This window comes from Pseudomonas azotoformans (assembly GCF_900103345.1).
Classification (GTDB): Bacteria; Pseudomonadota; Gammaproteobacteria; order Pseudomonadales; family Pseudomonadaceae; genus Aquipseudomonas; species Aquipseudomonas azotoformans.
In genome coordinates, this window is sequence record NZ_LT629702.1 from 5931105 (window position 1) to 5944710 (window position 13606).

A 13606-nucleotide genomic window follows, 5' to 3' on the forward strand; every position below is an offset into this window, starting at 1 on the left:
CCGATTCGGGAATGTCAGGTTTATGCGGTTGGGACGATGGATACACGCCAGTGCGCTGGCGCTGGGCTTCGGTTTGTTGCTCGGTGGATGCGCAACGCCTTCGACGACCTCTACCGGGCGCAGCCTGGACCAGTTGCTGGCAGACCCGGTGCTGCACGGCGCCACGGTCTCCCTGATGGTGCGTGATGCCCGCAGCGGCAACACGCTCTACCAGTACAACCCGCGCACGCGGTTGATTCCGGCCTCTAACCTGAAGCTACTGACTACGGCGGCAGCGATGGATGTGCTGGGGCCGCAGTATCGTTTTTCCACGCAACTGCTGAGCAACGGCACGCAGCAAGGCGAGCGTCTCAGCGGCAACCTGTACCTCAAGGGCCTGGGCGATCCGACCACGCAGTTCGCCGACTACCAGGCATTGGCGGCACAGCTTGCCGCCCTGGGCGTGCGTCAGGTCCAGGGTGACCTGGTGTTCGACGACACCTTTTTCGACGCCGAACGGCTGGGCGTGGACTGGTCCCAGGACGACGAAAGCACCTACTACGGCGCGCAGATTTCGGCGCTGACCGTATCACCCAATACCGATTTTGATGCGGGCACGTTGCTGGTCACGGCCAAAGCCCCCACCGTGGTTGGCCAACCGGTCAGCGTGGTGGTTAGCCCATCCACCGACTACGTGCAACTGAACAACCGTGCTGTCAGCGGCCCCGTCAACAATTACGGCATCACCCGCCAGCACGGCACCAACCTGCTGCAACTCACCGGCGCGTTGGCGCCGGGCAAGCAAAGCCGGCAGTGGGTGAGCGTGTGGGAGCCGACGCAACTGGTGGCGAATCTGTTTGAACAGGCATTGGCACAGCAGGGCATCCAGGTGCTGGGTCGGCGCGTGATCGGCAGTGCAAGTCCCGCGACGGCCAAGCTGCTGGCGGAACATCAATCGGCGCCGCTACAGGAACTGATCACGCCGCTGCTCAAGCTTTCGAACAACAACATGTCTGAAGCCTTGCTCAAGGCCATGGGGCGCAAGACATCCAATGCGGGTACGGCGCAGGCCGGTGTCGCGGCGGTGGCGGACTTCATGCGCCGCCAAGGTTTGGACCCGATGACGCTGAGCCAGGTCGACGGTTCGGGCTTGTCGCGGCGCAATCTGGTGTCGTCGCAAAACCTCACTGATTTGCTGCTGGCGACGGCCAAGCAGCCGTGGTTCGACGCCTGGTACAACGCCTTGCCGATTGCCGGCAACGCGGACCGCATGACCGGTGGCAGCCTGCGCTACCGACTGCGCGGCACGGCTGCGCAAAACAACTTGCACGCCAAGACCGGCTCCATGGCCGGCGTGTCATCGTTGAGCGGCTACATCACTGACGCCAAGGGCCGGCGCCTGGTATTTTCAATGATCAGCAACAACTACCTGAGCACCGCCGCACCGATCCGCGCCCTGGAAAACCGCGTGGCATTGGCCCTGGTGCAATGGCACGACTAGCTCAGGGCTGATAACCCATACGCCAACTCACGGCCCGGGTCGCCGCCAACAAGTGCTGCGCCGCCGGGCCGTCTTCATCGGCGTGGAACAGCGAGGTGGGGCCGACCACGGTCATTACTGCCGCCACCTGCCCGATGGCATTGAACACTGGCGCCGACAGCGCATCGACACCGGGCATCAGCAAACCATGCACAAAATGCAGGCCACGGTTGCGGATCTGTTCGCAGGTGGTGGCGTAGGCCTGGTCGTCCGCCAGGGCATGGGCGATACCGGCCTGGATCTCACGCTCGCGCAGCTCCACGGTTTCCCGCGACGGCAGGAAGGCGCTGAACACCAGCCCGGTGGACGAGCTGAGCAGCGGCAGCACCGAACCCAGTTGCGTCACCACCGTCACCGCACGCACCGCCGGTTCGATCTGTACCACGGTCGCACCCTGGTTGCCCCACACCGCCAGAAAGCAGGTTTCATTCAATTCATCGCGTAACTCCGCCAGGGGCATGGCGCCGACTTTCAACACGTCCATGCTGCCCAGCGCCGCCAGGCCGACGCGCAACGCTTCGCGGCCCAGGCCATAGTGGTTGGTGGCGGTGTTCTGTTCGGCAAAACCCGAGGCGATCAGCGCCTGCAGATAACGGTGCACCTTGCTGGCCGGCATCTGGACATGTTCGGCCAGGCGTGACAGCGACGTGGCTGGGGACAACTCGGCCAGGGCCTTGAGGATATCGGTGCCCACTTCGGCCGAGCGGACTTTCTGTTTACCGGTGTCGCGGGGCTTTTCCATGGAGGGGCGAGAATCCGAGAGATGAATGGGCGTCTTTATAGCTTGACGGTCGATAGTGATCAAATTACGTTATGCGTAACTGGATTACGATAAAAACAACTTCCGTGCAGAGGATGATCCATGAACCTCGAATACCTGTCGGGCTACGGCAATGAATTCGCCAGCGAAGCCTTGCCCGGCGCACTGCCGGTCGGCCAGAACTCCCCGCAAAAAGCGCCCTACGGGCTGTACACCGAGCTGTTCTCCGGCACCGCGTTCACCATGGCGCGCAGCGAAGCCCGACGCACCTGGCTGTACCGCATTCAGCCGTCGGCCAATCACCCGGCGTTTATCAAGCTGGAGCGGCAGTTGGCCGGTGGACCGCTGGGGGCGGTGACGCCCAATCGCTTGCGCTGGAATCCGTTGGATATGCCGAGCGAGGCGACGGACTTTATCGATGGGTTGGTCGCAATGGTGGCAAATTCCGGGTCAGAAAAACCCTCGGGCATCAGTATCTACAACTACCGCGCCAACCGTTCCATGGAGCGCGTGTTCTTCAACGCCGATGGCGAGTTGTTGATTGTTCCCGAGCAAGGCCGCCTGCGCATCGCCACCGAGCTTGGCGTGTTGGAAGTGGAGCCACTGGAAATCGTCGTGTTGCCCCGTGGCCTGAAATTCCGCGTCGAGCTACTGGATGCGCAAGCGCGCGGTTACGTCGCCGAGAACCATGGTGCACCCTTGCGCCTGCCGGACCTGGGCCCTATCGGCAGCAACGGCCTGGCCAATCCGCGTGATTTCCTGACGCCGGTTGCGCACTACGAAGATCTGAAACAACCGACAACGCTGGTGCAGAAGTTCCTCGGCGAACTCTGGGCCTGCGAGCTGGACCATTCGCCACTCAACGTGGTCGCCTGGCACGGCAACAACGTGCCGTACAAATACGATCTGCGCCACTTCAACACGATTGGCACCGTGAGCTTCGATCACCCGGACCCGTCGATCTTCACCGTATTGACCTCGCCCACCAGCACCCACGGCCTGGCCAACCTCGACTTCGTGATCTTCCCGCCGCGCTGGATGGTGGCCGAGAACACCTTCCGCCCGCCATGGTTCCACCGCAACCTGATGAACGAATACATGGGCCTGATCCAGGGCGCCTACGACGCCAAGGCCGAAGGTTTCCTGCCGGGTGGCGCATCCCTGCACAGCTGCATGAGCGCCCATGGCCCGGACGGCGAGACCTGCACCAAGGCCATCAACGTGGAACTGGCGCCGCACAAGATCGATAACACCATGGCCTTCATGTTCGAGACCAGCCAAGTGCTGCGTCCGACCCAATTCGCCCTGGACTGCCCGCAACTGCAACCCGCCTATGACGCGTGCTGGGCCTCGCTGCCTGCCACCTTCAACCCGAACCGGAGATAACCCATGACTCAGCCCACACTTACCCGCAGCTGGGTGGCCTCCGCCAACGGTCACACCGATTTCCCCCTGCAAAACCTGCCGCTGGGGGTGTTCAGCATCAATGGCTCGGCGCCACGCGCCGGCGTGGCGATTGGTGACTCGATCCTGGATCTGCATGCGGCCATCGACGCGTTCAGTGGTGAAGCCCGCCGCGCCGTCGAGGCCACCGCCGGTGGCCAACTGAACGCCTTGTTTGAACTGGGCTGTGGCCCGCGTGTGGCCCTGCGCGAGCGTTTGCTGGAGCTGCTGGCCGAAGGCAGCCACCTGCAAACCCGCGAGGCGCAGGTACTGCACAGCGCCGCCGATTGCCAGATGCACGTACCGGCACGGATCAACGACTACACCGACTTCTATGTCGGCATCGAACACGCGCAGAACGTCGGCAAACTGTTCCGTCCCGACAACCCGCTGCTGCCCAACTACAAATACGTGCCGATTGGTTACCACGGCCGCGCCTCGACCATTCGTGCCTCAGGCACCGACGTGCGCCGCCCCAAGGGTCAGACCCTGCCGGCCGGCCAGACCGAGCCGACCTTCGGCCCGTGCGCACGCCTGGACTACGAGTTGGAACTGGGTATCTGGATCGGCCAGGGCAATGCGATGGGCGATTCAATCGCCATCGGCGACGCGGCGGACCACATCGCCGGTTTCTGTCTGCTCAATGACTGGTCGGCGCGGGATATCCAGGCCTGGGAATACCAGCCGTTGGGGCCGTTCCTGTCGAAAAGCTTCATCACCACGATCTCCCCGTGGGTGGTCACGGCCGAGGCGCTTGAGCCGTTCCGCACAGCACAACCGGCACGCCCCGAAGGCGACCCGCAACCGCTGTCGTACCTGCTGGATAAACGTGACCAGGCGGCGGGCGCCCTGGATATCGAATTGGAAGTGCTGCTGACCACCGCCGCCATGCGCGAACAGAAGCTGCCGGCGTTTCGCCTGGCCCTGAGCAACAGCCTGCACATGTACTGGACCGTCGCGCAGTTGGTGGCGCACCACAGCGTCAACGGCTGCCAGTTGCAGGCCGGTGACCTGTTTGGTTCGGGCACCTTGTCCGGGCCGCAGGCGGGCCAGTTCGGCAGCCTGTTGGAAATGACTGAAGGTGGCAAAAAGGCGGTCGAGTTGCCGTCTGGCGAGGTGCGCAAGTTCCTCGAGGATGGCGACGAGATCATCCTGCGCGCCCGCTGCAGCCGCGAAGGTTTTGCCTCCATCGGCTTCGGTGAATGCCGTGGCACCGTGGTCGCAGCGCGCTAGGAGGGCAGGGCGATGGAACTCTATACCTACTACCGTTCCACTTCGTCGTACCGGGTGCGCATTGCCCTGGCGCTCAAGGGCCTGGATTTCACTGCCGTGCCGGTCAACCTGCTGGTGCCGGCGGGCGGTGCCAATCGCCAGCCGGAGTACCTGGCAATCAACCCGCAGGGCCGTGTGCCGGCATTGCGCACCGATGAGGGCGAGCTGTTGATTCAATCGCCGGCGATCATCGAATACCTGGAAGAACGTTATCCACAGGCACCGCTGCTCTCCAGCGACCTGGCGACCCGGGCCCATGAACGTGCAGTTGCCTCGATCATCAGCTGCGATATCCACCCGCTGCACAACTCCAGTACCCAGAACCTGCTGCGCCAGTGGGGGCATGACGAGGCGCAACTGCTGGAATGGATCGGCCATTGGATCAGCCAGGGGTTGGGTGCGGTGGAGCAGTTGATCGGCGACACAGGGTTTTGCTTCGGCGAGCAGCCGGGGCTGGCCGATACGTTCCTGATTCCCCAGCTGTATGCGGCGGAGCGCTTCAAGGTGCCATTGGCGGCGTACCCGCGCATTGGTCGGGTGGCGGCGTTGGCGGCGCAGCATCCCGCGTTTGTGAAAGCACACCCCGCCAATCAACCTGACACGCCTTAGGACCAACTGTGGAAGGGGGCAAGCCCCTCCCACATTTTGACTGCGACACCCTTATAAAAATAAGAGGTACCTTGCGATGCACAATCAGATTGCCAGCTTTCGCGCGGCACTCGACGCCCGTCCGGTGTCGCGCTATCAGTGGTTGATTCTCCTGTTACTGGCGCTGCTGCTGGTGACCGATGGCTACGACGCCCAGGTCCTGGGTTATGTGGTGCCGGCACTGGCGCAGGATTGGGGGTTGGAGAAGGCTGCCTTCGGTCCGGTGTTCAGCGCCAACCTGCTCGGGCTGACCTTGGGCTCGTTGCTGGTCACGCCGCTGGCGGATCGTTTCGGTGTGCGCCGTATCCTGCTCGGCTGCGTGCTGATCTACGCCACCCTCACCGTGCTGATGGTGTTCGCCAACTCGCTGACCACGTTGATGGCCGCCCGGTTTATCTGTGGCATCGGCATGGGCGGCGCCATGCCGAGTGCGATGGCGTTGATGTCGGACTATTCTCCGCCGCGCCTGCGCACGCTGATGGTGACCCTGGCGGCCTGTGGTTTCTCGTTCGGCGGGGCGGCGGGCGGATTCGTGGCGGCGGGGTTTATCGAAGGTTTTGGCTGGCAGGCGGTGTTCCTCGCCGGTGGCGTGACGCCGCTGCTGCTGTTTCCGTTTCTGGTGTGGCTGTTGCCGGAATCATTGCCGCGTTTGCTGCGTGATGCACCGCCGTATGCGCGGCTGCAGAGCGTGACGTTGCGGATGTTGCCGGGCTGGCAACCGCCGCTGGCCACTGAGGCAGAGAACCAACAGGAGCAGGGCAGCAAACTGACGGTGGTGGAGTTGTTTCGCAACGGCTACGCGCGCCCGACGCTGCTGATCTGGGCGACTTTTTTTGTCAGCCTGATCCTGCTGTATTTCATGATCAGCTGGTTGCCGTCGCTGCTGCTGGAAAGTGGGCTGGCATTGAAAGAAGCCAACCTGGTGACTTCGATGTTCCTGTTCGCCGGGACCTTGGGCGCTATCGGCATGGCCTGGTTCGCCGACCGGTTGAAAAACAAAGTGCGTCTGTTGTCGGGCGTGCTGGCGGCTGCGGCGGTGTGCACCATCCTGCTCGGTGCGAACCATGACAATCCGCGTTACCTGGTGGCCTGTGTATTTGCGGCCGGGTTTTGCATCATCGGTGGGCAATTGACCCTCAATGCCTTTGCCAGCAATTTCTACCCGGCACATGTGCGCGCCACGGGGACGGGCTGGGCGTTGGGGGTGGGGCGGTTTGGTTCAATCCTGGGGCCGTTGTTTGGCAGCATGTTGTTGGCGATGCATATCCCGGTGGAGCAGATTTTCTTCTTTTGCGCGATCCCGGCGGTGGTGGCGGCGTTGTTGATCATTCAGGTGCGTTCGCCTGGGTCGCAAGTATCGAAGCGTCCGCAGCCTGGCGACGTTCTCAAAGCACCCTGTAGGAGCGAGCTTGCTCGCGAAGAACGTTAACAATAACGCGGGCTACTTGGATCAGCGCGGCGCTCTCAGGCTTTTCGCGAGCAAGCTCGCGCCTACAGTGTTCAATGCACCACTGAATTGGTCGGCAAATGCCCCAGGCGTTCGGTCAGGCGCAGGCGCTGGATCGGGTCTTCGCTGAGCATCAGCGCGTGTTCCAGGTCGAAACGCTCGGCGTTGGGGCAGTCCAGGCGCTGGTACAGGCTGGCCCGCGCCAAATAATCGGCGGCGCTGGCATTGCCCAGTTCCAGCACACGTTCGGCGTCGACCAGGGCCTCGAGCGGAGCGTCGTTGGACAAGTGCAATTGCCGCAGGTTACGTGACAGCCGCTGCAGGATCGAACGCGGGTCGGCGGTGTGCAGGTGGTCGGCCTGCAGCTTGAGGTTGGGGCCGTACTGGCGTTGCAGCAGGTCGCGGCAATCATTGGGATACAGGCGCCGGCCGCCGCACGGGTCCAACAGGTGATCGGCACCGGGTACGCGCAGCAGGAAATGCCCGGGGAAGTTCACGCCGACCATGGGGATATCCATCCGTCGCGCCAGTTCCATGGCGATCAGCCCCATCGCCAGCGGTTGTCCGCGCTTGCGTTGCAACACCTTGTCCAGCAAGGCAGCCGCGGGGCGCAGCGGGGTGAATTCATCCTGGGCAAACCCCAGGTCATTCAGGCGCCGCAGCAGCGGTTGACCGAGTTCATCCGCCGGCAGCATGGGCATGCCGATGCTCACCTGTTGGTGCAGCAGCGTCAGTTCTTGCAGGACCACTGACGGCTGCACCGCCGGGTCATGCTCGGCAGCAATCCACAGCGCCGCTTCAAACAGCGCGGGCGGGGAGCGTTCCAGGCAGGCGAAAAAGGCTTTGCGGGGGTTCATTGCGTTCTCCGGCGGATGCCCCCGTTTTAGCCTTGCTGGGAATTTTCGTCCAGTGGCTTGGGAAATATCCTGCGCTCTTATGTCGCAAGTCCTACGAAATTGAACGGCTTATTCCAGCGTATTCCGGCAGTTTTCTACCGCAAGCCTATACTTGGCCCACTACCAGAAGTGACTCGGGAGCTTGACGATGTTTGCTCTCATGCACAGCACCCGCCTTGAATCGCTGCACTTGAGCGTCGACCCGGTCACCGGGCTGAAGGCGGTCATTGCCATCCATAACAGCCGCCTGGGGCCCGCCCTCGGTGGCTGTCGCTTCCTCTCCTATCCCGACGACGAAAGTGCCGTGGCGGATGCCGCGCGCCTGGCCCAGGGCATGAGCTACAAGGCTGCCCTGGCCGGTTTGCCGGTGGGCGGTGGCACCGCCGTGATCCTGCGTCCCGCCCATGTGGAAAGTCGTGCCGCCTTGTTTGAAGCCTTCGGCCGTTGCATCGAACAGCTCGACGGACGCTACATCACCGCCATCGACAGCGGCACTTCGGTGGCCGACATGGACTGCATCGCCCAGCACACCCGCTACGTCACCAGCACCACCGCTGCGGGCGACCCTTCGCCGCACGCCGCCATGGGCGTGTTCGCCGGCATCCGCACCACCGCCATGGCGCGCCTGGGCAGTGACAACCTCGAAGGCTTGCGTGTCGCCATCCAGGGCCTGGGCAACGTCGGCTTCGCCCTGGCCGAACAGCTGCATGCGGCCGGCGCCGAACTGCTGGTGAGCGACATCGACCACGGCAAGGTGCAACTGGCCATGGAGCAACTGGGCGCACACCCCATCGCCAATGACGCCTTGCTCAGCACGCCGTGCGACATCCTCGCCCCCTGCGGCCTTGGCGCCGTGTTCAACCGCCAGAGCGTCGGCCAACTGCGCTGCGCCGCCGTGGCCGGTTCTGCCAGTGCCCAACTGACCCACCTGGACAACGCCGATCAACTGGAAGCGCGCGGTATCCTTTACGCACCGGACTACGTGATCAACTCGGGAGGGCTGATCTACGTGGCCCTCAAACACAGCGGTGCCGAGTTGCCGTCCATCACCGCGCACCTGTCCAACATCGGCACGCGCCTTACCGAAATCTTCGCCCACGCCCAGGCCGAAAAACGCTCACCCGCCCGGGTGGCCGACGAACTCGCCGAGCGCCTGCTTTACCAATAGCCAGGTATTAAAAAGGCCCTGAACCAAAGATTCAGGGCCTGTTCAATTCGGGCTTTATTCCGCCGCTGCGTTCAGCAACTCGGACAATGCGTCCGGCTGGCTCTTGAACGCCTTGGCAAACACATCGCGGTTCTTCGCCATGTAGATCCCGGCTTCTTCCACCTGCTGCTCGCTCAGGGACGGCACGGCTTTTTGCAACACTTCTGCGAGCAACTCAGCGAGTTCAAGCATCTTGTCATGACGGTCAGCTTCGGCTTTATCCATGAACAAACGCTCCAGATCTCGGCTGCTGCGGTATACCACTTCGACGGCCATTCACCACCTCACATGCCTTCACGATAGTTGTCTTTTGCGACTACTGTATTTATATACAGCTAAAAGGGTAAGCCAAACCGTGGGGTTTGGGTAGCAGTTTTTTAATGTAGTCGGGAAATACGGGATTGGAGTGCCTCATATCACCCCGCCATCATCTTATACCCGTCCCTGGCCTTTTTTCTGCATGCAGAACAACCGTCACGTCCAACCCGCATTATCCGGTCGAGTCGACCTAAGGAAGCATCATCGTGAAAATCAACTGGGCCGAAAGGCTGCGCCAGCAAGTACACGGGCTGGCCGAGTCCCTGGGTAACCTGTTCGTCGAGTCGTTCCACTACCTGGCGCTGTTCGCCATTGGTGCGGTGACGGCCTGGGCGGCGGTGATGGAGTTTCTGGGGATGCTGGAGAACGGGCATATCAAGATCGATGACATCTTGCTGCTGTTCATCTACTTGGAATTGGGCGCGATGGTGGGGATTTACTTCAAGACCAACCACATGCCGGTACGCTTCCTGATCTACGTGGCGATCACCGCGCTGACGCGTCTGCTGATCTCCAACGTGTCCCACCACAACCCGCCGGATGTCGGCATCATCTACTTGTGCGGCGGGATTCTGCTGCTGGCGTTCTCGATCCTGGTGGTGCGCTACGCCTCGTCGGCGTTCCCCTCTGTGAAGGTCGAAGGCCCGCGTCGCAAGGGCGAGGCGAGCCTGGAAACCGAGAAGGGCGAGCTTTAAAGCCCGACGCTGAAGGGCAGGGTGCGGGTAGGCGGCCGCTGGAGCACTTTGTGGTCGCCATCCGTCATCACCGTGAGGATGTCCAAGGCGCTGTGGCCCTGCTCGATGGCGATGCCGAACTGGATGCTTTGCACCAGGCGCTTGAGTCGCTTTGGATCGTTGCGTTGTTCGGCGCTGATCATGCGTTTGGCGACCACGCCTTGTTCGTTGGAGAGGGTCAGCATGATGCTGCCGTCCAACCGTTGGATGCTCAGGTTGACACGGTATTCTGGCGTGAAGGTGTCGGTGATGATCTGAAAAGGATTGTCCATGGTGCGTTACCGCCTGATAAGAACATGCAGTCATTGACGACCGGTATCGGGATTAGTTCGCGTTGCCTGACCACCGGCCACTCCGTCGCTGAGGTTTCACAAGGTCCGTTTGCCTCATGAGCTGTACAGCAAAGGCCGTGCCGTGTGGTGATCTATCAGCCAATGAGGTCTCAATGTGGGAGCGGGCTTGCTCGCGAAAGCGGTCCTTCAGCCAAGTATTTATTGACTGACACACCGCTTTCGCGAGCAAGCCCGCTCCCACACTGTATCGGCGTTGTGGGCTATTTCAGGGCAGTACCGAGAAAACGATCGCTGACAGCGCAATCAAGCCGATCACCACCACAAACAGGTTCGACAGCTGGCCCGAATACTGGCGCAGAGCTGGCACGCGGCGGATTGCATACATCGGCATCAGGAACAGAAGGCACGCGATGATCGGCCCGCCCATGGTCTCGATCATGCCCAGGATGCTCGGGTTGAAGGTGGCTACGGCCCAGCAGGTGAGTACCATGAGCAGCGCGGTGCAGCGTTCCAGCCATTTGGCCGACATCGAACGGTTACGCCCGCGCAGGGATTTGACGATCATGCCCTGGAAGCCTTCGCTGGCGCCGATGTAATGGCCGAGGAAGGACTTGGTGATGGCCACCAGCGCGATCAGCGGCGCGGCGTAGGCGATCACCGGGGTCTGGAAGTGGTTGGCCAGGTACGACAGGATCGAGATGTTCTGCGCCTTGGCCGCTGCCAGGTCGGCCGGCGACAGTGCCAGTACGCAACTGAAACAGAAGAACATCACGGTCAGGACCATCATGCCGTGGGCGGTGGCCAGGATGCCGCTGCTTTTACGCTCGGCCTGCGCGCCATACACGCGTTTCTGGTCGACGGCGAAGGCGGAGATGATCGGTGAATGGTTGAACGAAAACACCATCACCGGGATCGCCAGCCACAGGGTCTTGAAGAACAGCGGCAGGGGCATGCCCTCGTTGGCGGAAGCGAAGAACGCACCGTTCCAGTTGGGGATCAGGCTCACGGCCAGCAACAACAAGGCGGCAACGAACGGGTACACCAGCACGCTCATCGCCTTGACGATCACGCCCTGGCCGCAACGCACGATGGCCATGAGGCCGAGGATCAGCACCAGCGACAGGATCGCCCGGGGCGGCGGGGTCATGTGCAGTTGGTGTTCCATGAAGCTGCCGAGGGTATTGGTCAGCGCCACGCTGTACACCAGCAGGATCGGGAAGATGGCGAAGAAATACAGCAGGGTGATCAGCTTGCCCGCGCCGACGCCGAAGTGTTCTTCGACCACCTCGGTGATATCGCCGGATTTGCCTGACAACACAAAGCGCGTCAACCCACGGTGGGCGAAGAAGGTCATCGGGAAGGCCAGCAGTGCCAGCACGATCAGTGGCCAGAAGCCGCCGACGCCGGCATTGATCGGCAGGAACAGGGTGCCCGCGCCGATGGCGGTGCCGTAGAGGCCGAGCATCCAGGTGGTGTAATGTTGGGTCCAGCCGGTGGTCACGGTTGCTTCTACAGCAGGGTTTTCTACGGCAGGTGTACGTACATCGGTCATCGTTATTGCCTCGTTATTATTTTTGCGCGGGCTCACGTTGGGGCAGGTAGCAGTGCTCCGATCAGCACTCCACCCAGCTGACCGCCAGGCCACCCCGTGAAGTTTCTTTGTATTTGTCATGCATATCGGCGCCGGTATCGCGCATGGTGCGGATCACCCGGTCGAGGGAAATGAAGTGCTTGCCGTCACCGCGCAGGGCCATTTGCGTGGCGTTGATCGCCTTGACGGCGGCGATGGCGTTGCGCTCGATGCACGGCACTTGCACCAGGCCGCCGACAGGGTCGCAGGTAAGGCCCAGGTTATGTTCCAGGCCGATCTCGGCGGCGTTTTCCAGCTGCTCGGGGGTTGCACCGAGCACGTCCGCCAAGCCGGCGGCGGCCATGGCGCAGGCCGAGCCGACTTCGCCCTGGCAGCCGACTTCGGCGCCGGAGATGGAGGCGTTTTTCTTGCACAGGATGCCGACGGCGGCGGCAGCCAGGAAGAAATTGACCACATCGTCGTCGGACGCGTCGGCATTGAACTTCATGTAGTAATGCAGCACGGCCGGGATGATTCCGGCGGCGCCGTTGGTCGGCGCGGTGACCATGCGCCCGCCGGCGGCGTTTTCTTCGTTGACGGCGAGGGCGAACAGGTTGACCCATTCCATCGCCGACAAGGTGGAGGTGATGACATTCGGCTTGCCGATTTCCAACAGGCTGCGGTGCAGTTTCGCGGCGCGACGCGGCACGTCCAGGCCACCCGGCAGGATGCCTTCATCGCGCAGGCCTTGCTCCACGCATTCGCGCATCACCGACCAGATATGCAGCAGGCCGCTGCGGATATCTGCATCGCTGCGCCATGCGCGTTCGTTGGCCATCATCAGTTCGGAAACCCGCAGGCCGTGCTTGTTGCACAAGGCCAGCAGCTCGACGGCGCTGGAGAAGTCGTAGGGCAATTGCACATCGCTGGTCGGCGCAATGCCCGAGGCTGCTTCCGCCGCTTCGATAATGAAACCACCGCCCACCGAGTAGTAGGTTTGCTCACTGAGCAGGCCGTTTTCGCCGTAGGCGTGCAGGGACATGGCGTTGGGGTGGTAGGGCAGGCTCTCGTCCAACAGCAGGAGGTCGGTGTGCCAGTTGAAGGCAATCTCCTGTTGGCCCGCGAGCATTAGGCGGCCGGATTCGCGCAGTTGCTGGATACGGGCATTGATCGAGGTGGGATCGACAGTGTCCGGCCACTCGCCCATCAAGCCCATTACGCAGGCGCGATCGGTGGCATGGCCGACGCCGGTGGCGGACAGCGAGCCATACAAGCGCACCTCCACACGGTGAGTGTGGTTCAGCAGTTGTTGGTCGATCAGGGCCTGGGCAAAGGTCGCCGCCGCGCGCATGGGGCCGACGGTATGGGAGCTGGAAGGGCCGATGCCCACCTTGAATAGATCAAAAACACTGATAGCCATGCTAAAGCCTTACAAGCAATGGAGTAGGAATCGCTGCCATGTTTTGTAGGACGAGCGCAATTGGCGCGATACTGAGCCT

The 13606-nt window shown here is 62.2% G+C and carries 13 protein-coding genes and 1 pseudogene; 8 read left to right on the forward strand and 6 right to left on the reverse strand.

Going from position 1 to position 13606, the window contains the following annotated elements; translation table 11 throughout:
* The first annotated feature begins 22 nt into the window (after positions 1 to 22).
* On the forward strand, positions 23 to 1480 hold the full coding sequence (gene dacB, locus BLR69_RS26895; RefSeq protein WP_071494041.1) for a D-alanyl-D-alanine carboxypeptidase/D-alanyl-D-alanine endopeptidase: 1458 nt from the start codon (positions 23 to 25) through the stop codon (positions 1478 to 1480).
* 1 nt (position 1481) lies between these two features.
* On the opposite strand, the gene BLR69_RS26900 is transcribed toward dacB, so the two are convergent.
* On the reverse strand, positions 1482 to 2261 hold the full coding sequence (locus BLR69_RS26900; protein ID WP_071494040.1) for an IclR family transcriptional regulator: 780 nt from the start codon (positions 2259 to 2261) through the stop codon (positions 1482 to 1484).
* Between the two features lie 120 nt (positions 2262 to 2381).
* Between BLR69_RS26900 and hmgA the strand changes: the two genes are divergently transcribed.
* The 5 genes and pseudogenes from hmgA to BLR69_RS31255 form a co-directional block, all read left to right on the forward strand.
* Positions 2382 to 3665 carry a homogentisate 1,2-dioxygenase gene (hmgA, locus tag BLR69_RS26905; RefSeq protein WP_071494039.1) on the forward strand — a complete coding sequence of 428 codons (1284 nt, stop codon included), beginning with the start codon at positions 2382 to 2384 and terminating at the stop codon, positions 3663 to 3665.
* 3 nt (positions 3666 to 3668) lie between these two features.
* Positions 3669 to 4955 (forward strand): fumarylacetoacetase, encoded by a 1287-nt coding sequence (gene fahA, locus BLR69_RS26910; protein ID WP_071494038.1) that lies wholly within the window; start codon positions 3669 to 3671, stop codon positions 4953 to 4955.
* Positions 4956 to 4967: 12 nt separating this feature from the next.
* On the forward strand, positions 4968 to 5603 hold the full coding sequence (gene maiA, locus BLR69_RS26915; protein WP_071494037.1) for a maleylacetoacetate isomerase: 636 nt from the start codon (positions 4968 to 4970) through the stop codon (positions 5601 to 5603).
* Positions 5604 to 5679: 76 nt separating this feature from the next.
* Positions 5680 to 7071, forward strand: coding sequence for an MFS transporter (locus BLR69_RS26920; RefSeq protein WP_071494036.1), 1392 nt, complete (start codon positions 5680 to 5682; stop codon positions 7069 to 7071).
* Positions 7016 to 7144: pseudogene (locus BLR69_RS31255) on the forward strand (outer membrane lipoprotein carrier protein LolA); the annotation flags it as partial. The gene BLR69_RS26920 and the pseudogene BLR69_RS31255, both read left to right, overlap by 56 nt.
* Here BLR69_RS31255 and BLR69_RS26925 read toward each other — a convergent pair.
* Positions 7143 to 7946 (reverse strand): SirB1 family protein, encoded by an 804-nt coding sequence (locus tag BLR69_RS26925; RefSeq protein WP_071494035.1) that lies wholly within the window; start codon positions 7944 to 7946, stop codon positions 7143 to 7145. The pseudogene BLR69_RS31255 and the gene BLR69_RS26925 sit on opposite strands and share 2 nt — an antisense overlap.
* A gap of 187 nt (positions 7947 to 8133) precedes the next feature.
* Between BLR69_RS26925 and BLR69_RS26930 the strand changes: the two genes are divergently transcribed.
* The gene (locus tag BLR69_RS26930; RefSeq protein ID WP_071494034.1) at positions 8134 to 9153 is read left to right on the forward strand and encodes a Leu/Phe/Val dehydrogenase; all 1020 of its coding nucleotides are present in this window, start codon (positions 8134 to 8136) and stop codon (positions 9151 to 9153) included.
* A 54-nt stretch (positions 9154 to 9207) separates the two neighbouring features.
* On the opposite strand, the gene BLR69_RS26935 is transcribed toward BLR69_RS26930, so the two are convergent.
* Positions 9208 to 9468: a YebG family protein gene (locus BLR69_RS26935; protein WP_003171979.1), complete on the reverse strand. Its 261-nt coding sequence runs from the start codon at positions 9466 to 9468 to the stop codon at positions 9208 to 9210.
* Between the two features lie 248 nt (positions 9469 to 9716).
* On the opposite strand from BLR69_RS26935, the gene BLR69_RS26940 reads away from it, so the two are divergent.
* Positions 9717 to 10205, forward strand: a complete 489-nt coding sequence (locus BLR69_RS26940) for a phosphate-starvation-inducible protein PsiE (protein ID WP_058427808.1) — start codon at positions 9717 to 9719, stop codon at positions 10203 to 10205.
* Here BLR69_RS26940 and BLR69_RS26945 read toward each other — a convergent pair.
* The 3 genes from BLR69_RS26945 to BLR69_RS26955 all read right to left on the reverse strand — a co-directional run bounded on the left by BLR69_RS26945 (position 10202) and on the right by BLR69_RS26955 (position 13527).
* Positions 10202 to 10516: a DUF3509 domain-containing protein gene (locus BLR69_RS26945; protein ID WP_058427809.1), complete on the reverse strand. Its 315-nt coding sequence runs from the start codon at positions 10514 to 10516 to the stop codon at positions 10202 to 10204. The genes BLR69_RS26940 and BLR69_RS26945 overlap by 4 nt on opposite strands.
* Positions 10517 to 10802: 286 nt before the next feature.
* Positions 10803 to 12089, reverse strand: a complete 1287-nt coding sequence (locus tag BLR69_RS26950) for a serine/threonine transporter (protein ID WP_071494033.1) — start codon at positions 12087 to 12089, stop codon at positions 10803 to 10805.
* 61 nt (positions 12090 to 12150) lie between these two features.
* On the reverse strand, positions 12151 to 13527 hold the full coding sequence (locus BLR69_RS26955; RefSeq protein ID WP_071494032.1) for an L-serine ammonia-lyase: 1377 nt from the start codon (positions 13525 to 13527) through the stop codon (positions 12151 to 12153).
* Between the last annotated feature and the right edge of the window lie 79 nt (positions 13528 to 13606).

Bases quoted from the DNA above. Each gene is read 5' to 3' on its own strand.
- dacB (WP_071494041.1), top strand. From the start codon at position 23: ATGCGGTTGGGACGATGGATACACGCCAGTGCGCTGGCGCTGGGCTTC.
- BLR69_RS26900 (WP_071494040.1), bottom strand. From the start codon at position 2,261: ATGGAAAAGCCCCGCGACACCGGTAAACAGAAAGTCCGCTCGGCCGAA.
- hmgA (WP_071494039.1), top strand. From the start codon at position 2,382: ATGAACCTCGAATACCTGTCGGGCTACGGCAATGAATTCGCCAGCGAA.
- fahA (WP_071494038.1), top strand. From the start codon at position 3,669: ATGACTCAGCCCACACTTACCCGCAGCTGGGTGGCCTCCGCCAACGGT.
- maiA (WP_071494037.1), top strand. From the start codon at position 4,968: ATGGAACTCTATACCTACTACCGTTCCACTTCGTCGTACCGGGTGCGC.
- BLR69_RS26920 (WP_071494036.1), top strand. From the start codon at position 5,680: ATGCACAATCAGATTGCCAGCTTTCGCGCGGCACTCGACGCCCGTCCG.
- BLR69_RS26925 (WP_071494035.1), bottom strand. From the start codon at position 7,946: ATGAACCCCCGCAAAGCCTTTTTCGCCTGCCTGGAACGCTCCCCGCCC.
- BLR69_RS26930 (WP_071494034.1), top strand. From the start codon at position 8,134: ATGTTTGCTCTCATGCACAGCACCCGCCTTGAATCGCTGCACTTGAGC.
- BLR69_RS26935 (WP_003171979.1), bottom strand. From the start codon at position 9,468: ATGGCCGTCGAAGTGGTATACCGCAGCAGCCGAGATCTGGAGCGTTTG.
- BLR69_RS26945 (WP_058427809.1), bottom strand. From the start codon at position 10,516: ATGGACAATCCTTTTCAGATCATCACCGACACCTTCACGCCAGAATAC.
- BLR69_RS26950 (WP_071494033.1), bottom strand. From the start codon at position 12,089: ATGACCGATGTACGTACACCTGCCGTAGAAAACCCTGCTGTAGAAGCA.
- BLR69_RS26955 (WP_071494032.1), bottom strand. From the start codon at position 13,527: ATGGCTATCAGTGTTTTTGATCTATTCAAGGTGGGCATCGGCCCTTCC.